This is a genomic window from Nocardia sp. NBC_00881, assembly GCF_045207455.1.
GTDB lineage: Bacteria > Actinomycetota > Actinomycetes > Mycobacteriales > Mycobacteriaceae > Nocardia.
In genome coordinates, this window is sequence record NZ_CP108798.1 from 3,260,532 (window position 1) to 3,284,430 (window position 23,899).

General features: G+C 67.0%; 24 protein-coding genes. 10 read left to right on the forward strand and 14 right to left on the reverse strand.

The genetic code is table 11. The features are described 5' to 3' along the window. Positions 1-156 precede the first annotated feature (156 nt). From dapF to OH799_RS13235, 4 genes are read right to left on the reverse strand one after another with little or no spacing between them, the layout of a single operon-like run. Positions 157-1,038 (reverse strand): diaminopimelate epimerase, encoded by an 882-nt coding sequence (gene dapF, locus OH799_RS13220; RefSeq protein ID WP_406282055.1) that lies wholly within the window; start codon positions 1,036-1,038, stop codon positions 157-159. Positions 1,039-1,069: 31 nt separating this feature from the next. Continuing rightward, positions 1,070-1,906 (reverse strand): TrmH family RNA methyltransferase, encoded by an 837-nt coding sequence (locus tag OH799_RS13225; protein ID WP_406279986.1) that lies wholly within the window; start codon positions 1,904-1,906, stop codon positions 1,070-1,072. Beyond that, the gene (miaA, locus tag OH799_RS13230) at positions 1,903-2,832 is read right to left on the reverse strand and encodes a tRNA (adenosine(37)-N6)-dimethylallyltransferase MiaA (protein ID WP_406279989.1); all 930 of its coding nucleotides are present in this window, start codon (positions 2,830-2,832) and stop codon (positions 1,903-1,905) included. The genes OH799_RS13225 and miaA overlap by 4 nt, the downstream gene beginning before the upstream one ends. Then, positions 2,829-3,593 (reverse strand): hypothetical protein, encoded by a 765-nt coding sequence (locus OH799_RS13235; RefSeq protein ID WP_406279992.1) that lies wholly within the window; start codon positions 3,591-3,593, stop codon positions 2,829-2,831. The genes miaA and OH799_RS13235 overlap by 4 nt, the downstream gene beginning before the upstream one ends. A gap of 230 nt (positions 3,594-3,823) precedes the next feature. On the opposite strand from OH799_RS13235, the gene OH799_RS13240 reads away from it, so the two are divergent. Next, positions 3,824-5,200 (forward strand): DUF349 domain-containing protein, encoded by a 1,377-nt coding sequence (locus OH799_RS13240; RefSeq protein WP_406279995.1) that lies wholly within the window; start codon positions 3,824-3,826, stop codon positions 5,198-5,200. Positions 5,201-5,263: 63 nt separating this feature from the next. Here the strand turns inward: OH799_RS13240 and OH799_RS13245 are convergent, their stop codons facing one another. Both OH799_RS13245 and miaB read right to left on the reverse strand, forming a co-directional pair. Continuing rightward, a complete protein-coding gene (locus tag OH799_RS13245; RefSeq protein ID WP_406279998.1) occupies positions 5,264-6,007 on the reverse strand; it encodes a hypothetical protein in 744 nt (247 codons plus the stop codon). Then, entirely contained in the window at positions 6,004-7,557 is a 1,554-nt protein-coding gene (miaB, locus tag OH799_RS13250) for a tRNA (N6-isopentenyl adenosine(37)-C2)-methylthiotransferase MiaB (RefSeq protein ID WP_406280001.1), read from the reverse strand. The genes OH799_RS13245 and miaB overlap by 4 nt, the downstream gene beginning before the upstream one ends. A gap of 251 nt (positions 7,558-7,808) precedes the next feature. Here miaB and OH799_RS13255 point away from each other — a divergent pair, with 251 nt between their 5' ends. The 4 genes from OH799_RS13255 (at position 7,809) to OH799_RS13270 (ending at position 11,237) form a co-directional block, all read left to right on the forward strand. After that, complete coding sequence (locus OH799_RS13255; RefSeq protein ID WP_406282058.1) at positions 7,809-8,537, forward strand: amino acid ABC transporter ATP-binding protein; 729 nt, start codon at positions 7,809-7,811, stop codon at positions 8,535-8,537. Between the two features lie 103 nt (positions 8,538-8,640). Further along, complete coding sequence (locus OH799_RS13260) at positions 8,641-9,477, forward strand: glutamate ABC transporter substrate-binding protein (protein WP_406280004.1); 837 nt, start codon at positions 8,641-8,643, stop codon at positions 9,475-9,477. Between the two features lie 109 nt (positions 9,478-9,586). After that, positions 9,587-10,267, forward strand: a complete 681-nt coding sequence (locus OH799_RS13265; protein ID WP_406280007.1) for an amino acid ABC transporter permease — start codon at positions 9,587-9,589, stop codon at positions 10,265-10,267. Between the two features lie 67 nt (positions 10,268-10,334). Further along, a complete protein-coding gene (locus OH799_RS13270; protein ID WP_406280010.1) occupies positions 10,335-11,237 on the forward strand; it encodes an amino acid ABC transporter permease in 903 nt (300 codons plus the stop codon). Between the two features lie 254 nt (positions 11,238-11,491). On the opposite strand, the gene recX is transcribed toward OH799_RS13270, so the two are convergent. The 5 genes from recX to OH799_RS13295 form a co-directional block, all read right to left on the reverse strand. Continuing rightward, positions 11,492-12,070, reverse strand: coding sequence for a recombination regulator RecX (gene recX / locus OH799_RS13275; protein ID WP_406282061.1), 579 nt, complete (start codon positions 12,068-12,070; stop codon positions 11,492-11,494). A gap of 271 nt (positions 12,071-12,341) precedes the next feature. Then, a complete protein-coding gene (recA, locus tag OH799_RS13280) occupies positions 12,342-13,388 on the reverse strand; it encodes a recombinase RecA (RefSeq protein ID WP_357260730.1) in 1,047 nt (348 codons plus the stop codon). A gap of 294 nt (positions 13,389-13,682) precedes the next feature. Next, positions 13,683-14,132, reverse strand: a complete 450-nt coding sequence (locus OH799_RS13285) for a nuclear transport factor 2 family protein (protein WP_406280014.1) — start codon at positions 14,130-14,132, stop codon at positions 13,683-13,685. A 15-nt stretch (positions 14,133-14,147) separates the two neighbouring features. Then, positions 14,148-15,038 (reverse strand): pyridoxamine 5'-phosphate oxidase family protein, encoded by an 891-nt coding sequence (locus OH799_RS13290; RefSeq protein WP_406280017.1) that lies wholly within the window; start codon positions 15,036-15,038, stop codon positions 14,148-14,150. A gap of 40 nt (positions 15,039-15,078) precedes the next feature. Further along, the gene (locus tag OH799_RS13295; protein ID WP_406280020.1) at positions 15,079-15,540 is read right to left on the reverse strand and encodes a VOC family protein; all 462 of its coding nucleotides are present in this window, start codon (positions 15,538-15,540) and stop codon (positions 15,079-15,081) included. 154 nt (positions 15,541-15,694) lie between these two features. Between OH799_RS13295 and OH799_RS13300 the strand changes: the two genes are divergently transcribed. After that, positions 15,695-16,210, forward strand: a complete 516-nt coding sequence (locus tag OH799_RS13300; RefSeq protein WP_406280023.1) for a CGNR zinc finger domain-containing protein — start codon at positions 15,695-15,697, stop codon at positions 16,208-16,210. 3 nt (positions 16,211-16,213) lie between these two features. On the opposite strand, the gene OH799_RS13305 is transcribed toward OH799_RS13300, so the two are convergent. The 3 genes from OH799_RS13305 to OH799_RS13315 form a co-directional block, all read right to left on the reverse strand. Next, the gene (locus OH799_RS13305) at positions 16,214-17,452 is read right to left on the reverse strand and encodes a phosphotransferase (protein ID WP_406280026.1); all 1,239 of its coding nucleotides are present in this window, start codon (positions 17,450-17,452) and stop codon (positions 16,214-16,216) included. Then, a complete protein-coding gene (locus OH799_RS13310; RefSeq protein ID WP_357260714.1) occupies positions 17,449-17,643 on the reverse strand; it encodes a DUF3046 domain-containing protein in 195 nt (64 codons plus the stop codon). The genes OH799_RS13305 and OH799_RS13310 overlap by 4 nt, the downstream gene beginning before the upstream one ends. Positions 17,644-17,722: 79 nt before the next feature. Beyond that, a complete protein-coding gene (locus OH799_RS13315; protein ID WP_406280029.1) occupies positions 17,723-18,883 on the reverse strand; it encodes a glycosyltransferase in 1,161 nt (386 codons plus the stop codon). A gap of 362 nt (positions 18,884-19,245) precedes the next feature. On the opposite strand from OH799_RS13315, the gene OH799_RS13320 reads away from it, so the two are divergent. The 4 genes from OH799_RS13320 to ctaD all read left to right on the forward strand — a co-directional run bounded on the left by OH799_RS13320 (position 19,246) and on the right by ctaD (position 23,890). Further along, positions 19,246-20,523 carry an RNA-guided endonuclease InsQ/TnpB family protein gene (locus OH799_RS13320; RefSeq protein ID WP_406280032.1) on the forward strand — a complete coding sequence of 426 codons (1,278 nt, stop codon included), beginning with the start codon at positions 19,246-19,248 and terminating at the stop codon, positions 20,521-20,523. Positions 20,524-20,842: 319 nt separating this feature from the next. After that, positions 20,843-21,502, forward strand: a complete 660-nt coding sequence (locus tag OH799_RS13325) for a TetR/AcrR family transcriptional regulator (protein ID WP_406280035.1) — start codon at positions 20,843-20,845, stop codon at positions 21,500-21,502. Beyond that, the gene (locus OH799_RS13330; RefSeq protein WP_406280038.1) at positions 21,502-22,164 is read left to right on the forward strand and encodes an enoyl-CoA hydratase/isomerase family protein; all 663 of its coding nucleotides are present in this window, start codon (positions 21,502-21,504) and stop codon (positions 22,162-22,164) included. The genes OH799_RS13325 and OH799_RS13330 overlap by 1 nt, the downstream gene beginning before the upstream one ends. A 49-nt stretch (positions 22,165-22,213) precedes the next feature. Beyond that, on the forward strand, positions 22,214-23,890 hold the full coding sequence (ctaD, locus tag OH799_RS13335) for a cytochrome c oxidase subunit I (RefSeq protein WP_406280041.1): 1,677 nt from the start codon (positions 22,214-22,216) through the stop codon (positions 23,888-23,890). Positions 23,891-23,899: the final 9 nt, after the last annotated feature.

Below are 23,899 nucleotides of genomic sequence, written 5' to 3' on the forward strand. Positions count from 1 at the left end.
ACGACGTCACCGGTCACAGTGTCATCGAACTCCTCGGCGGCGCCATCGCTCGCGGCCGCCGGGGTGAATTGGTACGTCTCTGATTTGCTCATACGCCATCCATGCTGCCACGAAACGGCGGCAGGTTCACTCGGTTATTTCGCGGACCCGCGCAGCTCACATGCCGTCCCACCAGGAGAAGGCGAGTCGGCCGGTAGCCACCAGAACGGAAGGTCCGCGTAGCCACGCCGTACCGTTCTCCAGTCCGACGGTCACCTCGCCGCCCGGCACGCGGACGGTCGCCCGGCCGGTGTCCTCGGCGATCCGGAAGCCTTCGGCAGCCAGCGCCGCGGCCGCCGCGGCAACGGTTCCCGTTCCGCACGAGCGTGTTTCGCCGACGCCGCGCTCGTACACCCGCATGTCGACCGAGCGATCGGTGTCCAGCGCGGTGACGATCTCGACGTTCACGCCGTGCGGAAACAGGTCGGGATCGAAGCCGGGCGGAACGGTCAGGTCGAGCTTGCCGAGGGCTTCCGACGACAGTCCGGTATCGACGCACGCCAGATGCGGGTTGCCCACATCGATGCCGATCCCCGACATCGCCCAGCCCGCGATAGTCGCGGTCGATTCGCCCAGTTCGCGCACCTTCCCCATGCCCACGGTGACATCACCGGTGACCAGGTCCGCGGCGTGCACGGTGACCGGGCGCGCCCCGGCGCGGCTGCCGACGACGTAGCGGTCGCGGGTCTCCAGTCCCGACGCCGCCAGGTAGTGGGCGAACACGCGCACGCCGTTGCCGCACATCTCGGCGATCGAGCCGTCGGCATTGCGGTAATCCATGAACCAGTCGTCGGCGCCGACACCCTCCGGGATCTCGTCGAGCACACCGGCGCCCCGCAGCGCACCAGCCCTGGCGACCCGCAGTACTCCGTCCGCACCGATCCCGCGCCTGCGATCGCACAGCGCGCTGACCCGCTCGGGGGTCAGGGCAAGACCCACCTGTGGGTCGGACAGCACCACGAAGTCGTTCTCGGTGCCGTGCCCCTTGGTGAACTCGATGTCCGGCACGTGCGATGTCTCCCTCTTGTGGTCACTTGGCAAACGTCCGGCGCTGCCGGGAAATTTCGTAGAGAGCCACCGCCGCCGCCGACGGCGCGCCGAGCGAGCTGGCGGTGCCGCCCATCGGGATGTGCACCATGTCGTCGCAGGTCTGCTGCCAGGCCGCGCTCATCCCGCTGGTCTCGTTGCCGACGACGAGGATCGTCGCCTCGGTGAAATCGTGATCGTAGGCAGCGCGGGGGCCCTTCTCGTCGGTACCGACGATCCGCGTCGGAATGCCGCGGAGCACCTGGCGGTCGCGGAACTCGAGCACCTGGGCGGGTCCGGCGGCACGAATCACCGGCATGGCGAACAGCGAACCCGTCGACGCGCGCACGGTGTGCGGGTCGTACTGATCGGCGCCGTGCCCGGTGACGATGACACCGCTCGCGCCGAAGGCGTCGGCCGACCGGATCAGCGTGCCGAGATTGCCGGGCGAGTTGGGGCGGTCGAACACCACGACCACCGGTGCGTCCTCTCCCGGCTCACCCGGCTCGAAGGTCTCCAGTGCCACCTGCTTGGACACCGCGACGGCTACCAGTTCCGGTATGCCGGTAGACTTTTCGCCCAGTTCGGCCATCAGCTCCGGCACCAGGCCGACCTGCGGCACTCCGCTGGTGTCCAAGAGCTCGCGCGCCCAGCTGGACAGATCTGGCGCGCCGAGGCGGTAGAGCAATGTCTCCAGCGGCCAGTCGTTGGCGACGGCCTGGGTGATCGGTCGAACCCCCTGCACCAGGAACCGGCCGTCGCGGTGGCGCTTGGTCCGGTTGTTCAGATAGGCCTGCCACACCTGGACCGAGGCGTTGCGAGTGGTCACACGTCGGGTCACTGCGTCCGTTCTTTCTCGTCGAGCAGGGCGAGCGTCGTCGCCGACAAATCGGGGGCGGCGCCGTCCACCCAGTGCACCCTGGCATCTCGCCGGAACCACGAGCGCTGCCTGCGGACGTAGCGGCGCGTGCCGATCAGAGTGCGTTCCCGCGCGTGGCTCAGGTCGTATTCGTTGTCCAGGTAGGACAGGACTTGTGCATATCCGATGGCGCGCCGGGCTGTGACGCCGGCGCGGAGCCCGCGCTCGATCAGGCCGCACACCTCCTCGACTAGCCCGCCCGCGAACATCAGGGCGGTGCGCTGCTCGATGCGCGCGTCCAGAGCCGCGGTCTCGCGGTCTACGCCGATGATGACGGTCCCCCACCGCGGCTGTCCGATCCGCGGCGCCGATGCGGCGAACGGACGGCCGGTGAGCTCGACGACCTCGAGCGCGCGCACCATGCGGCGGCCATCGGTGGGCAGGATGGTGGCCGCGGCCACCGGGTCGGCTTTCCGCAGCGCCGCGTGCACCGACGCGACGCCGCCGTCGGCGAGCACCGCCTCCCAGCGCGCCCGCACGGCCGGATCCGTGGCCGGGAAATCCCACTGGTCCAGCAGCGCCTGGACGTACATCATCGAGCCGCCGACGATGATCGGCACCCGCCCTCGGTCCATGATCGCGGTGACGTCGGCGCTCGCTGCGGCCTGGTAGGCGGCGACGGTCGCGATTTCGGTCACCTCCAGCACGTCGAGCTGGTGGTGCGGGATGCCGCGCCGCTGCGCGACGGTCAGCTTCGCGGTGCCGATATCCATGCCCCGGTAGAGCTGCATCGCGTCGATGTTCACGATCTCGCCGCCGAGCCGTTCAGCCAGGTCGAGAGCGAGGTCGGATTTGCCGGTGGCGGTCGGCCCGACGACCGCGATCGGACGGATTCCCGCGCCGGTCACGGGACGTCCTCGACTGAGGGCCGCCAGAGGCTCACGTGGTAGCCGACGCCGAACGGCGCGTCGCGGTAGCGCGTCTCGACCACCGGATCGGCGTGGAAGAGCCCGGCCAGCATCTGGTAGGCCGGGCGGCCGGAGAGGCCTAGTTCGGCGCACAGCGCCGGGTCGAGCGCGTGGATTCCGGCGCGGTCGCCCGCCGTCAGAGCGTGATCCAGTTCGTTTTGCACGGCTTCGGCCCGTGGGTCGAGGTAGCCGGGCGCCTTGGTGGACAGGGTGGCCGCGCCGTCGGCGACTACGAGCACGCCCCGTGGCGCATCGTCGGCGTCCAGCTCGGCGCGCAGTTTCGTCCCCAGTTCGGCGCAGCGATCGGGTCGCGCGCCCGCCGACATGATGTGCGCCTCGGCGACCGCCTCGGGCGCGACCCGCCCACGCAACCACCCGGCGACCAGCACGGACAGCGGAAGCCGGAGGTCTGCCTCAGCCGAGCAGGTGAGCGCGGCGGCGGAGAGTCCGACCCGCACGTCGACGCCGAACCCGCGGAATGTGCCGAGCGTTTCCGGCCCGAGCACACCGTTCTCGGCCCCCGCGCCGAGTACCGTCCACCGGTCCGTCACGGCAGCAAGGACATGCGCCGCGTCCAGCACTGCGGCGCGCAGCACGGCGCGCGGATCGGGTTGGTCGATTCCCGCCGCGTCCGCCACGCCGCCGCACAGCTCGGGCACCAGGATCGGCGGCGAGGGAACCAGGGCGGCGATGGAGAACACGTCGTAACCGTAGTCGTTGCCGAGACCACGGGTACTTTCCGGCTTCGAGTGTCTCTGCCGGAAACACCGCCGAGATTGATAGTGTTCGAGGAGCTACAACCCAGGTCATCAGGGGTTGCATTGCCCCGGATTTAGGCGTGGATCGATGGTCACAAGAGCTCGGACCGGGTTCAATGGAATGAGCTAGGGCGTAACCAGGCAGCCGTGACGCGCGGCAGGGACGAGGAAAAATGACCGACAGCAACGGAACCGCGAAAGCCGGCCCGGGCAAGATGCCGCGCACTTCCGGTGCCCCGAAACCCGGCGGCTCGATTCAACCCCCCAAGCCGCACGCGGTCAAACCCGCCCCGGGCCCCGCCCAGCAGCATCCGCATCCCGTCGTCGTGCCCACCGTCTCAGATCCCAGCAGGTGGGGCCGGGTCGACGAAGACGGCACCGCGTGGGTGAAGACCGCCGAAGGAGAACGCCAGGTCGGCTCCTGGCAGGCGGGCGACGCCGCCGAGGGCCTGGCTCACTTCGGCCGCCGGTTCGACGACCTGGCCACCGAGGTCGCCCTGCTGGAGGCGCGACTGGCCGCGGGCGCGGACGCACGCAAGACCAAGGCCGCCGCCGTCGCGCTGGCCGAATCGCTGCCGACCGCCGCCGTCATCGGCGATATCGACGGGCTCGCCAAGCGTTTGCGGGCCATCGCCGAGCACTCCGAGGAGGCGGCCGCGCACGCCAAGGAGGAGAAGGAGCGCGCCCGCCACGAGCACACCGAACGCAAGGAGGCGCTGGCGGCCGAGGCGGAGAAGATCGCCGCCGAGTCCACCCAGTGGAAGGCCGCTGGCGATCGGTTGCGCGAGATCCTCGACGAGTGGAAGTCCATCCGTGGCGTGGACCGCAAAGTCGACGACGCGCTGTGGAAGCGATACTCCAAGGCGCGCGAGGCGTTCAACCGCCGCCGCGGCGCACACTTCGCCGAGCTGGATCGCGAACGCGCGGCCGCGAAGTCCCGCAAGGAGGAGCTGTGCGCGCAGGCCGAGGAACTGTCCGGCTCCACCGACTGGGTAGGCACCGCGGGCGTCTTCCGTGACCTGCTCGCCGAGTGGAAGGTCGCCGGCCGCGCCCCGCGCGAGGCCGACGAAGTGCTGTGGCGGCGCTTCAAGAGCGCGCAGGACGTGTTCTTCGCCGCCCGCAACGCCGCCGTCTCCGAACGCGACGCCGAGTTCGAACAGAACGCGACAGCCAAAGAAGAGTTGCTGCGCGCCTACGGCCACATCGACCCGTCCTCCGGCCTGGACGGCGCCCGCACCGCGCTGCGCGAGCTGCAGGACAGGTGGGATGCCATCGGCAAGGTGCCGCGCGAGCGCATGCAGGAGCTGGAAGGCAAGCTGCGCGCTATCGAGAAGCGCGTCCGCGACGCCGTCGACGCGCAGTGGCGGCGCAGCGACCCGGAGGCGATGGCCCGCGCGGCCCAGTTCCGTGAACGTGTGGCGCAATTCGAGGAGCAGGCCGCCAAGGCGCAGGCAGCGGGCAACACCCGAGACGCGGAGAAAGCGCTGGAGCAGGCCAAGCAGTGGCGCGAATGGGCCGAGGCCGCCGAAGGCGCCGTGAGCAACCGCTGACCGCCGGCAACAACAGTGGCCCCTCCCGATCGGGAGGGGCCACTGTCGTCTGATCGCGTCGTGTCAGGATTCGCCGGAACGGCGACGGCGGTCGCGCTCCTCCGCGGCCGCGGCGGCATGGCGGCGCTGCTCTTCGGCCGCCAGGTGCAGCGCGGTGCGGCTCCACACCACGCGCACCCAGTGGAAGGTGAGCACGATCGCGACAATGGCTCCGAGGATCAGCCCGAAGCCGGGGCCCGCGCCGTGGTAGTTGCCCAGGCCGGGAGTCTGGCGGTGCCAGATCGAGAAGATGCCGAACGCGCTCGCGATAGCGCTGCCCGCGACCGCGATCCAGGCCAGCACCCATCGGCGGGTCATCAGCGCCAGCGTCGAGAAGCCGATGCCGAAGACGACGAGGAACCACACGAAGACGCGGGACGGCAGCCCGATGTGCTCGATTCGCGCCGCGTCGGTACCCAGCAGCACGTCGAATCCACGTGCCGCGCCCGCATGCGGCAGAACCAGCGACAGCAGCAACAGGAACACCGCTCCCGCCACCACCATGGCGCGCACGCCGGGATCGATCTCGCCGGCGATCCGCCGCTCGACGGCATCGAGATCCTCGCGGAATTGTTCGAAGTCGCTTGTGCTCGCCACCGAGCTCACCGAGTCCTCGTTTCGTTCGTCGTTCGCTGGACCATCCGCGGGGTCGGTTGTCCCGCCCGGCCCTGGGGTTCCCGCGGACGTGCTCCGCTCACCGCCGGATGCGGAATCGGATCCCGCGGCGCCGCGGGTCACGTCGCCGTTCTTGTCCGGCCCGGTGCTCATCCGTCGCAACCGGTCGAGCAGCCCGCGGCCGCCGGTTCCGGGGCGGGCGCGCCGACGCGGGGCAGACCCAGACCGACGCCGATGGGCTCGGTCTTCGGGGTGACGCCGCGCTCATGCGCATCGCCGGCGCGGGTGCGGCGGTGGGTCTTGATCGCGGCGTCGGCGATCAGGTGGTGCGGAGCGGCATCGGTGATGTCGACGGTGACGAGATCGCCGGGGCGGATCGGCTCGGCGGTGCCGCCGGGCCGGAAGTGCACCAGCCTGCCGTCGCGGGCGCGCCCGCTCATCCTGGCGGTCGCGGCGTTCTTCTTGCCCGCCCCCGCCGCGACAAGCAGCTCGACCTCGGTACCGACCAGCGCTTGATTCGCGGTCAGGGAGATCTCCTCCTGCAGCACGATCAGCCGGTCGTAGCGCTCCTGCACGACGGCCTTGGGCAGCTGGCCGGGCATATCGGCGGCAGGTGTCCCAGGTCGCTTGGAGTACTGGAAGGTGTACGCGCTGGTGAAGCGCGCCTGCCGGACCACATCCAGGGTCTCCCGGAAGTCTTCCTCGGTCTCGCCGGGGAAGCCGACGATGATATCTGTGGTGATCGCCGCGTGCGGCATCGCGGCACGCACCTTGTCGATGATCCCGAGGTAGCGGGCCTTGCGGTAGGACCGACGCATGGCTTTGAGCACCTGGTCCGAGCCGGATTGCAGCGGCATGTGCAGTTGCGGGCAGATGTTCGGGGTTTCGGCCATCGCCTCGATCACGTCATCGGTGAACTCGGCCGGATGCGGCGAGGTGAAGCGGACCCGCTCCAGGCCGTCGATGGCCCCGCACGCACGCAGCAGCTTGGCGAACGCGCCACGGTCGCGGTGCTCGTTGGGGTCGGCGAACGAAGCGCCGTAGGAGTTCACGTTCTGCCCGAGCAACGTCACCTCGAGCACGCCCTGATCGACCAGCGCCTGCACCTCGGCGAGCACGTCGCCGGGGCGACGGTCGACTTCTTTGCCACGCAGCGAAGGCACGATGCAGAAGGTGCAGGTGTTGTTGCAGCCGACCGAGATCGACACCCAGCCCGCGTAGGCGGATTCGCGCTTGGCAGGCAGCGTGGACGGGAACGCATCGAGCGACTCCAGGATCTCCACTTGGGCTTCCTGGTTGTGCCGCGCTCGCTCCAGCAGTACTGGCAGCGAGCCGATGTTGTGCGTGCCGAACACCACATCCACCCAGGGCGCCTTGCGCACCACGACCTCACGGTCCTTCTGGGCCAGACAGCCGCCGACGGCGATCTGCATGCCAGGGCGGTCCGCCTTGATCGGCGCCAGATGCCCCAGGGTGCCGTAGAGCTTGTTGTCGGCGTTCTCGCGCACCGCGCAGGTGTTGAAGACGACGAGATCGGCCGTCGCGCCGGGCGCGGCCTTCACGTATCCCGCATCCTCCAGCAACCCCGACAAGCGTTCGGAATCGTGCACGTTCATCTGGCAACCGAAGGTACGGACCTCGTAGCTGCGTGCTGTGCCCTCGACGGGCGCCGGAGACAAAACTGCCTGTCCGATCGAATCCACCCGTCCAGGGTACGGGTCCACGTCCGGCGGGTTTCGCGGGCATCGGCGCAGGAACCGGGGTGCCTGGGTAGGGAAACCGTAAGTTACGGCCACGTGTCGGCTCGGCGCGGCGTGACGGCGTGTCGCAGAAACTCGGGCAAATTTCCAGAATCCGCTTAAGGTCATTGACCATGACCGACGACGCCGCCGCGCCCGACACGACCGGGAACGCTTCGACCGGGGACGTCAGCGCCGCCACCAGCGCGCCGCCGATGATCTCGATGCGCAATGTGGACAAACATTTCGGCGACCTGCATGTACTCCGGGACATCAATCTCGAGGTTCCCAAAGGACAGGTCGTCATCGTTCTGGGCCCTTCCGGTTCCGGAAAATCGACGCTGTGCCGCACCATCAACCGACTGGAACCGATCGACTCCGGTGACATCGCCATCGACGGTGTCCCGCTGCCCGCCGAGGGCCGCGCGCTGGCGGCATTGCGCGCGGACGTCGGCATGGTGTTCCAGTCGTTCAACTTGTTCGCGCACAAGACGATCGTGGAGAACGTCATGCTCGCGCCGATCAAGGTCCGCAAGGTCAAGAAGGACAACGCGCGCACCCGCGCCATGGAATTGCTCGACCGGGTCGGCATCGCCGATCAGGCGGACAAGTACCCGGCCCAGCTGTCCGGCGGGCAACAGCAGCGCGTCGCCATTGCCCGCGCGCTGGCGATGAATCCCAAGGTGATGCTGTTCGACGAGCCGACCTCCGCGCTGGATCCAGAGATGGTCAACGAGGTGCTCGAGGTGATGGTGTCGCTGGCCAAGGATGGGATGACCATGCTGGTGGTCACCCATGAGATGGGCTTCGCCCGCCGTGCCGGGAATCGAGTGCTGTTCATGGCCGACGGCCTGGTGGTCGAGGACGCGACGCCCGACGCCTTTTTCACCGCGCCGAAGTCCGACCGCGCCAGGGACTTTCTCGGCAAGATATTGAGCCACTGAACTGCCGAGAGCAACACCGAAACTGCCGGATAGCAACACCGAACTGCCGATAACAACACTGAACTGCCGGATAGCTAGACCCACTAGAGGGAGAAGGAACTCGATGAGGATCAACCGTGCCCTGCGAGTCGGTATCGGGGCGATCGCCCTGACACTCGCGGCCGCGACCGCCACCGCGTGCGGCGGCGGCGACGACAAATCCGCCCTGGACCACGCCAAGGACGGCAAGCTCACCGTCGGCATCAAGTTCGACCAGCCAGGCCTCGGACTGCGGAACAAGGATGGCTCCTACAGCGGCTTCGACGTCGAGGTCGCCGAGTACGTGGCAGGCAAGCTCGGCGTGCAGCCCGAAAACATCACCTGGAAGGAATCCCCCTCCAATCAGCGCGAGACGCTGATCGAGAATGGTCAGGTCGACTACATCGTCGCGACCTACTCGATCAACGACCAGCGCAAGGAAAAGGTCGATTTCGCCGGTCCATACTACGTCGCGGGACAGTCGCTGCTGGTGCGCGCTGACAACACCGACATCACCGGCCCTGACAGTTTGAAGGGCAAGAAGGTCTGCTCGGTGAAGGGCTCCACCCCCGCCCAGAACATCCAGAAAAACTTCCCCGACACCCAGCTGCAGGCCAACGACACCTACTCGCTGTGCCTCGAAGGACTACGTGCGGGTTCGTGGGACGCGGTGACGACCGACGACATCATTCTGGCCGGCTACGCCGCGCAGAGCACTGGCGCGTTCAAGGTAGTCGGCAAGCCGTTCACTACGGAGAACTACGGCATCGGCCTGAAGAAGGGCGACAAGGAACTCCGCAACCAGGTCAACGACGCGATCGAGGCGATGATCGCCGACGGATCATGGCAGAAGGCGTTCGACACGACGGTCGGTGCCTCCGGCTACCAGGCGCCACAGCCGCCGACGGTGAACCGGTACTGAACTCCCTACCGCCTTTCACCTGAGCCCGGGTCGCCCGGCCCCACCCGGGCCGAGCCTCCCGCCGCACTTCCCCTGACCATCGAAACCCGATCGGAGGGACGCGTCCACCGTGTTCGACCTGATCTCGAGGTATGACACCAAAATCCTCGAAGCCTTCTGGGTGACCATAAAACTGACCGTGCTGTCGGCGATCGGCGCGCTGATCCTCGGCACGATCGTCGCCGGACTGCGCGTTTCCCCCGTGCCGGTCGCGCGGTGGGTCGGTACCGCCTACGTCACCATTTTCCGCAACACCCCGCTCACGCTGATCATCGTGTTCATGTCGCTGGGCCTCTACACCACGATGGGCTGGCGGCTTGCGGGGGAGGGGCCGGATTCAGTGGCGCAGAACAATTTCCGCTTCGCCGTTATCGGCCTGGGCATCTATACCGCCGCGTTCGTCTGCGAGTCGCTGCGCTCGGGCATCAACACCGTGCCGATGGGCCAGTCCGAGGCGGGCCGCTCACTCGGCTTGGGCTTCGTGCAGAATCTGCGGCTCATCGTGCTTCCGCAGGCGTTTCGCTCGGTCATCGCCCCGCTGGGCAGCGTGCTGATCGCGCTGACCAAGAATTCCACCATCGCTTCGGCAATCGGTGTTGCCGAAGCCGCGACCCTGATGGCGGAGATGAACGAGACCGAAGCCGCGGTGCTGGCTATCGGCGCGATCTTCGCGCTCGGCTTCGTGATCCTGACCCTGCCGACCGGCCTGTTCTTCGGCTGGCTGGCCAAGCGATACGAGGTGGCCCGATGAGTGAGCGAACCATGAACACAGCCGTAGGTGCGATCATGCCGGAGCCGAGCGTCAGCGAGGCGCAGGCATGACCGCTGGCCCCTCGGTGCTGTTCGATGCCCCGGGCCCGAAGGCACGACTGCGCAACAACATCTTTTCGGTCCTGGTCGTGGTCGCGGTGCTCGCGGCGGGCTGGGTGCTCTACCGCGGATTCGCCGACAAAGGGCAGTTCACCACCGAGAAGTGGAAGCCCTTCCTGGACGCTGAAGTCTGGTCGACCTACCTGCTGCCCGGTGTGCGGGGCACCATCGTCGCCGCGCTGCTGTCGATCGTGTTCGCACTGGTTCTCGGCATGGTCTTCGGCATACTTCGGCTGTCGGAGCATCGGGTAGTGCGCTGGATCGCGGGCGCGATCGTCGAGCTGGCGCGCGCGATCCCGGTGCTTATCCTGATGATCTTCCTGTTCGCGGTGTTCTCCGACTACAAGATCTTCAAGTCCGACGATCTCGCGCTCGCCGCCGTCGTCACCGCGCTGACCATCTACAACGGTTCGGTCATCGCCGAGATCGTACGCGCGGGCATCCGGTCACTGCCGAAGGGGCAGACTGAGGCGGCTGTCGCGCTCGGCATGCGCAAGGGCCAGCTGATGCGGTTGATCCTGCTGCCGCAGGCGATCACCGCGATGCTGCCCGCGCTGATTTCACAGATGGTCGTCGCACTGAAGGACTCGGCACTCGGTTATCAGATCACCTACGTCGAGATCGTGCGCTCGGGACAGCAGCTCGGCGCGGCCGAACAGAACACCATCCCGGCGTTGATGATCATCGCGGTCATCATGATCGCCCTCAACAGTGCGTTGACCCTGGTGGCGACCAAGCTGGAACGGCGGCTGCGGGCACGCAAACGCGGTAAGGGCGGCACGGCCGTGGTGGCCGCGGACTCCATCATCACCGACGCGGCACCTGGCGTCGACATCGGAAAGAAGTCGTGAGCATAGATCACCGAGCGTTCGAGAAGTACCTGGCCGGGAGGCGAGCGCCGAGAACGCGTTCGACCCCATGGCGTCGCCGTCCGGATCTTGACCGATCGCGGCCCAGTAGTCGTCCACACCTCCCGACGGACAATGACATCGCCGGGGACATCCCCTACTCCGGGAGGTAGTACACACCGCGATCGGCTCGAGAACCAGCAGTTCGACGTGTCCGTCGCGCGCTCGGTTTCGCGGTAAATCACCGCCGGCGCGGTTCAGTCGAAGGGATCGACCAGGTCGTCCTCGGCACCGTGACCGGCCAGCTCGGCTTTGACCACACGGTAGGCCGTCGACTGGCCGTAGCCGCGGCGGGCCAGCATGCCGACGAGGCGGCGGATCGTCTTGTCGCGGTCCAGATCTCGGGGCAGGGAGCGTAGTTTACGGCGGACCAGGTCGGCGGCGCGGGATTCCTCGTCGTCGTCGGTGATGGCGGCCAGAGCGGGCGCGACATCCGACTGCGCAACGCCCTTGCGGCGGAGTTCCAGTGCGAGCGCCTGTTTGCCTTTGCCGGAGAAGGTGTGGCGGGAGTGCACCCATTGTTCGGCGAACGCAGCGTCATCGATGAGGCCTACTTCGGTGAGGCGATCGAGCGCACGATCACTCACCTCGGGTGGGTACCCCTTGGCCGTCAGGTGCTGGACGAGCTCGGCGCGGCTGCGGGCGCGGACGCCGAGTAGGCGAAGGCATACGTCCTTCGCCTGCTCGGCTGTCCCGCCACCGGATCCGGCCCCGGGATCGGCCCCTCGGCCGTCGGACCGTTCAGGGCCAGCTGACTGGGAGTCCTCGCACAACATCGCGTTTCGACGCTCACGCTTGGGCCCGGCCGAACGCGCCCGCTGCGGATCGGACGCGTTCGACCGGGTTTCCATGGTGTCCGGCCCAGCCGAACCACCTTCGGCCCTCCGGACTCGTTCAGGTTCCTGGCCACCGGTCCGGGAGTCGGCTGACCGGCCGGCGGCGGACAGGAGTTCGTCCAACCGGCGCCGCATCTCGTGCACCGCGTCGGACCGCGACCCCTCGGGCGCGGCCCGGCGCGGTCCGGGCGAACGCCGGCCGCTCATCGGCTCAGAAATCGGCGGGCACCTCAGCGGCAGCCTGCTCCGCGGTCACGTCGGCGCCGATGCCGAGCTTCTCCTTGATCTTCTTCTCGATCTCGTCGCGCACGTCGATGTTCTCCAGCATGAACTTGCGGGCGTTCTCCTTGCCCTGGCCGAGCTGGTCGCCCTCGTAGGTGTACCAGGAGCCGGACTTGCGGATGAAGCCGTGCTCGACACCCATATCGATGAGCGACCCCTCCTTGGAGATGCCGTGCCCGTAGAGGATGTCGAACTCGGCCTGCTTGAACGGCGGCGAGACCTTGTTCTTCACGACCTTCACGCGGGTGCGGTTGCCGACCGCATCGCTGCCGTCCTTGAGCGTCTCGATGCGGCGCACATCCAGGCGCACCGACGCGTAGAACTTCAATGCCTTACCGCCTGTGGTGGTTTCCGGCGAGCCGAACATCACGCCGATCTTCTCGCGCAACTGGTTGATGAAGATCGCGGTGGTGCCGGAGTTGTTCAGCGCACTGGTCATCTTGCGCAGCGCCTGGCTCATCAGGCGCGCCTGCAAACCGACGTGGCTGTCGCCCATCTCGCCCTCGATCTCGGCGCGCGGCACCAGCGCGGCCACCGAGTCGATGACGATGATGTCGATGGCGCCGGAGCGGACCAGCATGTCGGCGATCTCCAGAGCCTGCTCACCGGTGTCGGGCTGGGAGACCAGCAGCGCGTCGGTGTCGACGCCGAGCTTGCGCGCGTAATCCGGATCGAGCGCGTGCTCGGCGTCGATGAACGCCGCCACACCGCCCGCGGCCTGCGCGTTGGCCACTGCGTGCAGCGCGACAGTGGTCTTACCCGAGGATTCCGGACCGTAGATCTCGACGACGCGGCCGCGCGGCAGGCCGCCGATGCCCAGCGCTACGTCCAGCGCGATGGAGCCGGTGGGGATCACCGAGATGGGCTGGCGGGCCTCCTCGCCGAGGCGCATGACCGCGCCCTTGCCGAAGCTCTTCTCCACCTGGGCCAGCGCGAGCTCGAGCGCCTTGTCGCGGTCGTACGCCTGTGGTGCCATGATCCTGATCCCCTTTTCGACGGGTAGGTCTCGTTCTGTGGTTGGCGCCTACAGTAGAGGGCGGCACCGACAAGTTCTGCCGTCAAGATTAGACGAACACGTGTTCGAGTCAAGCAACGCGCCCGGCAACGCGCGAATGGGGTTTGCCGAGAACGGCGAAGTCCCGCCGCCACCGTTTCGCGAGGTGGCGAGGTGGCGACCTCCCGACCCCTGACCTCCCGACCTCCCGACCAGGAGGACGCCATTCCGCGTGGATGGTCCATCCGCAACCGGATACTTCGATAACGGTCGCTCTTACTGCTGGGGCAGCACCGATTCGCTTTCCGGATCCCGGGGTCCGAGGATGCGTCGGTCGGATTCCTCGATCCGGACGTCGTTGATGCTCGCCTCACGACGGGACATCAGCCCGTCCGGTGCGAACTCCCACTGCTCGTTGCCGTAACTGCGCCACCACCGGCCGGACGCGTCGTGCCATTCGTACTGAAATCGCACGGCGATGCGGTTTCCCTCGAAGGCCCACAGGTCCTTGCGCAGCGCGTAACCGTTCTCGGTCGCCCACTTCCTGGTCAAAAACTCGACGATGGCGTCACGGCCGGTGAAGAACTCGTCGCGGTTGCGCCACACCGAGTCCTCGGTGTAGGCAGCGGCGACCCGCTCGGGATCGCAGGTATTCCAGGCATTTTCAGCCGCCCGCACCTTGGCCTTGGCGGATTCCGCGTCGAACGGGGGCAGCGGAGGTCGCATCGGGCGACTCCTTTCTTATAGTGATGGATTGGTGGGCGAGAGTTCGGCAGGCCCCCAGCGCAGCGCTCCCGCGCGGCGTTCGATCACCTCGTCGACGGTGAAGTCGATGGAGCACTGCGCACCTGCGGCGAATGTCTCTGGTGCCCAGGTCAATTCGGCGGATCCGGTGATCTGGAGTGAGGCGCCGGTGGTCCAGTCCGGGATCAGGATTCCGCAACGGGGGTTCACCTCGAGATTGCCGAGGGTCATGAACATCGAGTTGCCGCGGTAGTCCGGCCAGCGCAGCCGAGTGGGCGAAAGCACATGCAGGAAGCTCGGATTCCCACCGCGATGTGAAGCGTCGGCGTTCCCGTCCGCATCGGCGGACGCCACGAAGAACGTGTCGGCCGCCGCGATCGCGGCTCGCTGGCTTGCGACCAACTCGACGCCGTGGTGCACCGCCGGTAGCTCGGCATCCGGAGCATAGCTCTCGATCTCCCTGCGGGAGATGTACTTCGGGCAGTTCGAGTACACCTGGTCGGTGACGATGCGCAAGCCCTCGCCCTCCGGCGTCGACCTGCCGTTGACCCGCATCCGCCTGCGCCGCTGGGGTTGCAGGGCGATCATGCCGATGCGGGCGGAATGCGCCAAGACCTCGCGCAGTGGGTCGCCCGCGGCGGGCCGTGCGCCGATGGCGATCGTCGCGGCGTCGACCGCACGCACGAAGCCCGGCGGCCCGACCAGTTCACTCGCCCACAGCCTGCCCGCAGCGTCGGCGGCCGCGATCACCACCATCGGCTGTTCGGCAAGGAAGTCGGCGGCGACCGCGGGGATGTCGGGACGGATCATGCGACCGACCCGGTCGGCGATGTGCGCTTGGCCCATCCGGCGCTGAACAGCGATCTCGCCGGGATGAAACGGGACCATCGCGATTCTCCTTTCGCTTATGCGGCCTGACGAGGTGGGGTCAGAAGAACCCACAGGTCGGGGCGGCACCGCTGGGCGCAGGGGCAGTTTCGGCGCCGCTGGGCGTGTAGACCTCGAGCCGGATGCCGTCGGGGTCAGTGAAGAAGATGCCGCCCGAGGCGACGCCCTCGCCGTGCGCCACCACACCGTCGTAGGCGAAGGTGACCGACAGTTCGCGCAGCACCCGCTCGACCGCGCGCACCTGGTCGATGCTGTCTACCTGGAACGAAAGATGGTGCAGCCCAGGCTTTTCAGTAGAGAAGGCGCCGTCACTCTGTTCCCACAACGTGACCACGAGTTTGCCGCCTGCACCGAGGAATGCCCAGCGGCGGTCACCGTCGGTGCTCGCGGCGAGTTGCTCGAAGCCCAGTGCACGGCGATAGAAGTCCACCGAGCGGTTCAGGTCGGAGACGTTCAGGCCGATGTGCCCGGTGGCGAGCTGGGGTGCGGCGACCGTGGTCATGTGTTCCTCCTCGGAATGTTCAACCGTTATTATCTGTTTGACCGGTTAGAACATAGCCGACGCCGACCAGCACGGTCAACCGTTAATAGATATTTAAACGGTTACAAAGGAGGTGGTCTACCTGGACATCGGCGCGGACTCGATACCCTCAGTCATGCCCGATCCACGCCCCCACCTCGGTGAACCGCTGGCGCTCGACCTGCTGAACACGAGATGGATCGAGCACGGACCGCAGGATCTGCTCACCGACGTGGCCGGGTTGCGCATCTGGTTGGAATCGGCTGGCCTCGCCGACCGCGCGCACGCCGACGAGGCGACGCTGAAAGCCGTGCTCGCCGCCCGTACGGCCGTGTACGACGTGGTCGTGCACGCCGCCCACCATGGCCTAGACGAAGTGCTCGAACACGGGCGGATCCGGCGCACGCTCACCGAGTCCGGACCCGCCGATGTGGTCGATGTTCCCGAAAAGAGCTGGATACCCGGCTGGCTGGCCGCCGACAACCTGCTGCACCTGCTGCGCGAGGCGCCCGACCGGATCCGCCAGTGCGCGCATCCGGAGTGCGTGCTGTTCTTCTACGACACCTCGAAGAACGGCACCCGGCGCTGGCACTCGATGGCGACCTGCGGCAATCGCACCAAGGCCGCCCGGCACTACGCGAAAAAGACCTGATGCTCAGAACAATTCGTCGAGCAGCCGATAGTATGCGAGGCGGCGAGGGTCCGGCTCGATCGCACCATAAGCCGCGAAGAAGGCCGCCACCGCCGCCTCGCCGAAGTCCTCGCGCAGATCACGCACGGCGATCGCCACATCCCGATACCGATCGGCCACGCCGAGCGCGGCGACATCGAGCAGAATCTCGCCGTCCAGCACATTCGCCGGAGTGAAGTCACCGTGCGCCACCACCAGATCCTCGTGGTCCGGACGTTCGGCAAGCAGCCGCGCCAGCAGGTCCGCCGGGCTGGAGCCCTTGTTGTCGTCGTCGAAATCGTCGGTATAGACAAGACCTTCGATCACCTGGCGGCGCGCCTGCCCCAAGACGACGTCCAAGCGGCCGTCGAACGGGCACTCATCGATCGGAATGCCGTGCAGCCGTCGCAGGATCGAGCCCATGACAGTGCCGATCGCGGCCGGCTCTTCGGAGCTGTCGCGCGCGGCCAGGCTCGGCGCACCCGCGTCGGCGAGCACCAGCACGTCGTCCTCGAATGCCACCACCTCTGGCAGGCGAATCCCGCGGTCACGCAACCAGTTCAGGCGTTCGTGCTCGGCGACCGCCTTCGGACCGCGCTTCAGCCAGTAGGCACCGTCTACGAGCACGACACCACCGCTCATTCCCTCGTGATCGTCCGACCAGGTGGGCGCCTCGCCGAGTAGCGAGGCGACCGTGGGCGGCAACGGTATCGGCAGCTCACCGAGGGTGTCCAGGGCCGCGCGGGTGGATTCGATCTCCTCGGAGTCGCCTTCGGCGGCGCGCAGTTCCATCGCCTCCACCAGCAGCGTATGCGCTTCGCGCAGCTGGTTCCGCTCGGCCAACGCCTTACCCAGGTGCTGGACGGCGAAGGAAAGCACCTCCGACGCGGACGCACGCGCGTGCTCGACGGCGCGGCGATAGAGCCTTTCGGCCGTGACAGCATCGCCCCGATAACGGTAGACGTCGCCCAGATTGATCCACACGGTGATTCGACGCTGCTCGGTGTCCACCAATTCCAGCGCACGATCGAGATGGTCGAGCGCCTCGTCGTAGCGGCCGAGGAGCATCAGCTCGATACCGGTTTGCCGGAAACTCGCGAAGTCGACGGGATGGGCGTCCACCACCCGAGCGGCCAAGCGCTCCGGATCCAGCGGGATCATCCGACGCCGCTCGTCGAACCGGTAGAGCGGCCCGCCCTGATCGACCTGCCCGGTGGCGCTCACCAGCGCGCCCTCGGCACGTCGAACTCCGCGCACAGGGCGCGCCAGACGTCCCGCGGATCCACACCCGCCTCGATGGCGGCGGCTCCGGTGCGGCCCCCGAGCGCGAGGACCACGTGATCGGTCAGCAGGGCGTCGCCTCGCGCCACACCGAACTCGGTGTGCAACAGTTCCTGGAACTCGGTCAACCGCACCGTGCCCAAGATACTCCCGGCAAGGGGCACACCACGGAGAGGGCTTCTCGGGCGTTTTGCCGCGGCCATATGCCACTCGTCAGGTTTGGACGGGGTGGAGGGTCTGGCGGCAGAGGGCGACGGGGTCCTCGAGAGCGGTCGCTGTGGCGGCTGCTTCGGCGGCCGCGGCGGAGTAACGCGGGTCGGTGAGAATTTCCTGGACCGCGGCGCGGAGGGCGTCGGGCGACAGCGGGCGGACGAGTACCGAACTTCCTTGGCGGGCAGCACGATTGGCAAGTTCCCACTGGTCGCCGCCGCCCGGAACGGTGACGACCGGGACGCCCGCGGAAAGGGATTTGGCGAGCAAACCATGGCCGCCGCCTCCGACGACCACGGAGGCGTGGGTGAGCAGCTCGTCCTGACGGCCGAGACCCGCGCTTGCCCACGGAGGCAGGTCGGCAGGCGGAGTGTCCAGCATCGAGATCGCCACCCGGACACCGGTTCCGTCGAGGGCCGCCAGCACAGTCTCGACCATGCCCGCGACGCCGGTGTGGGCGGTCGAGGGGGCGACCATCACCAGCGGCCCGTCCCCGGCTGGAAGGTCGAGGATCGCGTCGGTGGGCTCCCATAAGAGCGGACCGACAACGTGCGCGGATTCCGGCCAATCGGGTCGTGGCACCTCGAGGGCGGGCAGAGTGGCGATCAGGCGAGCGGCGGGACCGGGGTCGGGGGAGGGGAGACCGACGCTCTCGCGTGCCCGCTCGCGCTGGAGTCGCCCGTGGCGGATCGCGCGCGAGGTCATGGTCCGCAGCACACCGTCGCGCACCCGCCCGCTCAGGCCCACGCCCGGAGCAAGCCCGCTTCCGATGGGCGGCAACGCCTTCGACGGCAGATACAGCGGATGCGGTGACAGTTCCACCCATGGCACGCCCAGCTGTTCGGCGGCCATCCCGCCGCCGGCGGTCAGCACATCGGAGACCACCAACTCGGGCAGCATGGCGCTCAGGTCGGGCAGGATCTCGGTGGAGATGTGTGCGGCCCGCTCGTGGATGCGCTGCCCGGCGTCGGCGTCATCGTCCATCGGTCGCGGCGCCAGACCCTTGAGTCTGCGCACGCCGATCCCGGCTCCGAGCGCCGCATCGAACCAGCGCGGGCCGGTGAACAAGACCGGCTCGTCCCCGGCCGCCAAAAACCGCAAGCACAACGCGATAGCTGGAAAAGCATGCCCGGGATCGGGCCCCGCGACAACGGCTACTCGCATCCGCCTAGCCTGCCACACCAGCCCGTGGTCGGATCACACCCACGTCACACGTGGTCACCTGCTCGTCGCGGCTCCGGATTGCCGAGACGCACAGGACGCGCGTCCGGATCGGACAGCGCACGGCCCGTAACGGCGTGGTCGCGCTACCGGGGTGTGGGCTAGTGCGCCGCCCTCCAGGGCGGTGGTGAAGGCTCACGCGGGAGGCCTGTCAGGGCCGAGCGTGCCCTGAACCGGGCGGTCCTCTACCAAGTGCGCACAGCATGAAAGGGTGTCTGCCGGTGCGAACAATGCCGTATTCGCTCCTGAACCGACGGTAGGATCGGAGTGCGCAGCTTCGGTACAACTTCCGCCTGTATCCCACTGTGGGACAACAACAGTCGTTGGCGAAGGCATTCGGATGCGCCCGGGTGGTGTACAACGATGCACTGCGGGCGCGGCGGGAAGCGTTCGAAGCGGGGCAGCGGATCAGCGACGGAGAACTGTCCAAGCGGCTCACCGAATCGAAGCGCATCCCGGAACGCAAGTGGCTCGGGGAAGTGTCCGCCGTGGTTCTACAGCAGGCCCTGGCGGATTTGAATACTGCGTACCGAAACTTTTTCACGTCGGTAACCGGCAAACGGAATGGCCCGAGAGTTGCGCCGCCGAAGTATCGGTCCCGCAAGGACAATCGGCAGTCGATCCGGTTCACGAAGAACTCCCGGTTCACGGTCACGGCCGGGCGGAGGCTTCGGCTGCCGAAGATCGGGGATATATCGGTTCGCTGGTCGCGGGAGTTGCCGTCGGAGCCGTCGAGCGTGACGATCGTGAAGGATGCGGCGGCCCGGTATTTCGCTTCATTCGTGGTCGAAGTGGAGTCCGTGCCGCTGCCGCGGTCGGATTCCGAGGTCGGTATCGACTTGGGGCTGAGTTCGTTCGCGGTGTTGTCGAACGGCACGGTGATCGAGAACCCGAGGTTCCTTCGCCGCGTCGAACGTAAACTCCGCAAGGCGCAACAGTCGCTGTGCCGTAAGGCGAAGGGCAGCAAGAACCGTGCCAAGGCGCGGGCTCGGGTGGCCCGTGCTCACGTCAGGGTGGCCGACGCGCGACGGGATCACGCGCACAAGCAGTCCACGGCGATCATCCGCGACAACCAAGCGGTGTTCGTCGAGGACCTGTGCGTCAAAGGTTTGGCGCGTGCCAGGTTGGCGAAGTCGGTCCATGATGCCGGATGGAGCATGTTCACTCGCATGCTGGAGGACAAAGCCGGCCGGTATGGGCGGGTTTTCGGCAAGGTGGATCGCTGGTTCCCGTCCTCGCAGCTCTGCTCGGTGTGCGGAGCGCAGGGAGGAAAGAAGCCGCTGCATGTCCGGGCGTGGACGTGCACGTGCGGTGTGACCCACGACCGGGACGTGAACGCCGCCCAGAATATCCTGGCCGCAGGGCATGCGGACAGTCCAACGCTTGTGGAGCTGGTGTCAGCCTCGGCCTCGGTCGAGCAGTCGGCGTTGGAGCAGGAACCCACCGGAAGCGCGGCACAGCCCACCCAGGCCGGAATCTCCCACCTTCAGACGGGAGAGGATGTCAAAGCTTGCTCACCGTGGAGTTGTCCGAGCCCGATACCGCCTTGTACAACAGGTACAACCCGAACACGATCGCACTGATCACCAGGATGGGAAACAACCCCTTGATCAGCGCACCGATCACGACCAGCGCGATCCAGACGACCGCGACGATACCGATGATCTTCCACAACATGTCGTGCCTCCCATAGTCTGTGTTTCCGTTCCAGCATGACACCTGGACGTATACAAATCAGCAGGTGAGACGGGATATCCGGGTGAAGTTCAGGGTTCACCCTGATAGTTCGCCATCACCATCTGGCCGACGCCGATGGATCACCAGCCCAGGCCGCCCAGCCCAGCGGCAGGACAAGTAACTTACCCATTGGTAACAGATCATTCGCTCTGTTATCGTGAGAGCATGCCCAGGCCACGCGTGCACGACCTCGACGACATCCTCGATGCCGCCGAACGGTTGGCGGTGGAGGGTGGCCCGAGTACGGTGACGATCCGAGCGGTGGCCGCCGCCACCGCGGTGTCCAACGGCACGATCTACCACGCATTCGGTTCCCGGGGCGGACTGGTCGGGCGCGCGTGGTTGCGCGCCGCCCGCCGGTTTCTCGACCTGCAGCAGGCGGCCGTCGACACCGCACTCGCACCTGCATCCCAGGATGGTCGTGCGGCTGCCGTCGACGCGGTGGTCGCAGCCGCCGACGCCCCGGCGGTATTCGCCGAGCAGTTCCCTCGCTCGTCGCAGTTGCTGCTCCACGTACGTCGTGACGAGCTGCTCGGCTCCGGCGTTCCCGAGGACGTCGCGGACGAGCTGGCGCGGCTGGACTCCGTTCTTGTCGACCTGTTCATCCGACTGGCAGGAACTTTGTGGGGACGCACGGACGGGCCTGCCGTCGAGGTGGTCGAGGCATGCGTCGTCGGCCTTCCCACCGGCCTGTTGTTGCGCGGGCATCGGACGCCGAACCCCGCGATGCGCCGGCGCCTGGAAACGGCCGTACGCGCCGTCCTCTCCCTGGACCCACCAACACCGCGAAAACGACAGAGCGACAACGAAAAAGGATCACACTGATGACTGCCACCCTCACCTACCGAGACAAGATCGCCGTCGTCGACCTCGGAGACGACGAGAACAGGTTCTCCCCCGGGTGGCTCGACACCGTCGACCAACTCCTCGACGAGGCACAGCAGAACGGTGCGCAGGCGCTGGTCACCACGGCGACGGGCAAGTTCTACTCCAACGGACTCGACCTGGACTGGCTGATGTCGCACGGCGACCAGGCCGAACGGTACGTCGGGCAAGTGCAGGCATTGTTCAGCCGCATTCTGACCTGTCCGTTGCCGACCGTCGCCGCGGTCAACGGGCACGCATTCGGCGCGGGCGCGATGCTCGGAATCGCCCACGACTACCGGGTAATGCGCGCCGACCGTGGCTACTACTGCTTCCCCGAGGTCGATATCCACATCCGTTTCACCCCGGGGATGGCAGCTCTGATCCAAGCCAAGCTGACACCACAGACCGCGATGACCGCCATGGCCACCGGCCACCGCTACGGCGCTACCGAGGCGCACGCCAGCGGGCTGGTCGACCACACAGCACCGGAAGGTGCCGTGCTCGACACCGCCATAGAACTCATCCGACCAATCGCAGGAAAAGACCCGGCTACCCTCGGCGCCATCAAATCCACCATGTTCGCCTCGGCTGTCGCCGCGCTGGCGCAAAGCCCGGTCTGATCCTGTCCCGGAGCGGTTTCCGATGCCGCGTCGAGGGTAGGACGCAGGCGTGACCTCCATTTCCACCGATACCAGGACCGCAGCACCGCGTCGCGTGCCGAAGGGGAGCCTGCTGTGGGAACTGGTCAGCACCACCGATCACAAAAAGATCGGGATCCTGTATCTCGTCACCGCGACCGGGCTGTTCCTCGTCGGCGGACTGATGGCGTTGCTGATGCGCGCCGAGTTGGCTGCGCCGGACATGCAGTTCCTGTCCAGCGAACAGTACAATCAGCTGTTCACCATGCACGGGGCGGTCATGCTGTTGCTCTACGCGACGCCGGTGTTGTTCGGATTCGCGAATTTCGTGCTGCCCTTGCAGATCGGATCGCCTGACGTTGCGTTTCCGCGGCTCAACGCGCTCGCCTACTGGTTGTACCTGTTCGGCTCGGCCGTACTGCTTGCCGGATTCCTGACTCCCGGTGGCGCCGCCGATTTCGGGTGGACAGGCTACGTACCGCTGTCCCTCAGCACGAGTTCACCCGGTAGCGGCGCGGATTTGTGGATTGCCGGATTGATCGTCTCCGGCATCGGGACGATCCTGGGGGCGGTCAATATGACCACGACCATTGTCTGCCTGCGCGCACCCGGGATGACGATGTTCCGTATGCCGATCTTCACCTGGAACATTTTGTTCACCAGTGTGCTTGTGCTGCTGGCATTTCCGGTGCTTACCGCCGGCCTGGCCGGGCTCTACGTCGACCGGCACCTCGGCGGCCACATTTTCGATCCCGGCACCGGCGGCCCGGTGTTGTGGCAGCACTTGTTCTGGTTCTTCGGACATCCCGAGGTCTACATCGTGGCACTGCCGTTCTTCGGCATCGTCTCGGAGATTCTGCCGGTCTTCAGCCGCAAGCCGATCTTCGGATACGCCGGATTGGTCTTCGCGTCCGCCGCGATCACCGGCCTGTCGATGGCGGTATGGGCTCACCATATGTTCGCGACCGGTGCGGTGTTGCTTCCATTCTTCTCCGCTATGTCGATGCTCATCGCAATACCGACCGGTATCAAGTTCTTCAACTGGATCGCCACCATGTGGCGGGGACAGCTCACCTTCGAGACGCCGATGCTGTTCTCGGTCGGCTTCCTGGTGACCTTCCTGTTCGGCGGGTTGTCCGGCGTCGTACTCGCCTCCCCGCCCCTGGACTTCCACGTCACCGACACGTATTTCGTGGTGGCCCATATGCATTACGTATTGTTCGGCACCATCGTCTTCGCCACGTTCGCCGGTATCTATTTCTGGTTTCCCAAGATGAGCGGGCGCATGCTCGATGAACGCCTCGGGCGGTGGCACTTCTGGCTGACCCTCGTCGGCTTCCACACCACCTTCCTAGCCCACCACTGGCTGGGAGCGGCCGGCATGCCGCGCCGCTACGCCGACTATCTGCCCTCGGACGGTTTCACATCGCTCAATGCGATCTCCTCGGCCGGCGCGCTCACGCTCGCCGTTTCGATGCTGCCGTTTCTGTGGAACATCATGACCGGCTACCGCTTCGGCCCAGTCGTCTCCGGCGAAGACCCGTGGGGCAATGCCAACTCTCTGGAATGGGCCACTACCTGCCCACCGCCCCGGCACAATTTCTTCCGCCTGCCGAAGATCAGGTCGGAGCGCCCAGCCTTCGAACTGCACTACCCGCACATGGTCAACCGAATCCGAGACGAGAAGTACGCTCGCCAGCTCGGATAATGCCGCCGA

Excerpts from the sequence above, each read along its gene's own strand:
- OH799_RS13245 (WP_406279998.1), bottom strand. The coding sequence starts at position 6,007 with ATGAGCACCGGGCCGGACAAGAACGGCGACGTGACCCGCGGCGCCGCG.
- OH799_RS13240 (WP_406279995.1), top strand. The coding sequence starts at position 3,824 with ATGACCGACAGCAACGGAACCGCGAAAGCCGGCCCGGGCAAGATGCCG.
- recX (WP_406282061.1), bottom strand. The coding sequence starts at position 12,070 with ATGTTGTGCGAGGACTCCCAGTCAGCTGGCCCTGAACGGTCCGACGGC.
- OH799_RS13325 (WP_406280035.1), top strand. The coding sequence starts at position 20,843 with ATGCCCAGGCCACGCGTGCACGACCTCGACGACATCCTCGATGCCGCC.
- OH799_RS13290 (WP_406280017.1), bottom strand. The coding sequence starts at position 15,038 with ATGGTCCCGTTTCATCCCGGCGAGATCGCTGTTCAGCGCCGGATGGGC.
- OH799_RS13295 (WP_406280020.1), bottom strand. The coding sequence starts at position 15,540 with ATGACCACGGTCGCCGCACCCCAGCTCGCCACCGGGCACATCGGCCTG.
- OH799_RS13285 (WP_406280014.1), bottom strand. The coding sequence starts at position 14,132 with ATGCGACCTCCGCTGCCCCCGTTCGACGCGGAATCCGCCAAGGCCAAG.
- OH799_RS13270 (WP_406280010.1), top strand. The coding sequence starts at position 10,335 with ATGACCGCTGGCCCCTCGGTGCTGTTCGATGCCCCGGGCCCGAAGGCA.
- OH799_RS13330 (WP_406280038.1), top strand. The coding sequence starts at position 21,502 with ATGACTGCCACCCTCACCTACCGAGACAAGATCGCCGTCGTCGACCTC.
- OH799_RS13315 (WP_406280029.1), bottom strand. The coding sequence starts at position 18,883 with ATGCGAGTAGCCGTTGTCGCGGGGCCCGATCCCGGGCATGCTTTTCCA.
- OH799_RS13255 (WP_406282058.1), top strand. The coding sequence starts at position 7,809 with ATGATCTCGATGCGCAATGTGGACAAACATTTCGGCGACCTGCATGTA.
- OH799_RS13260 (WP_406280004.1), top strand. The coding sequence starts at position 8,641 with ATGAGGATCAACCGTGCCCTGCGAGTCGGTATCGGGGCGATCGCCCTG.
- OH799_RS13300 (WP_406280023.1), top strand. The coding sequence starts at position 15,695 with ATGCCCGATCCACGCCCCCACCTCGGTGAACCGCTGGCGCTCGACCTG.
- recA (WP_357260730.1), bottom strand. The coding sequence starts at position 13,388 with ATGGCACCACAGGCGTACGACCGCGACAAGGCGCTCGAGCTCGCGCTG.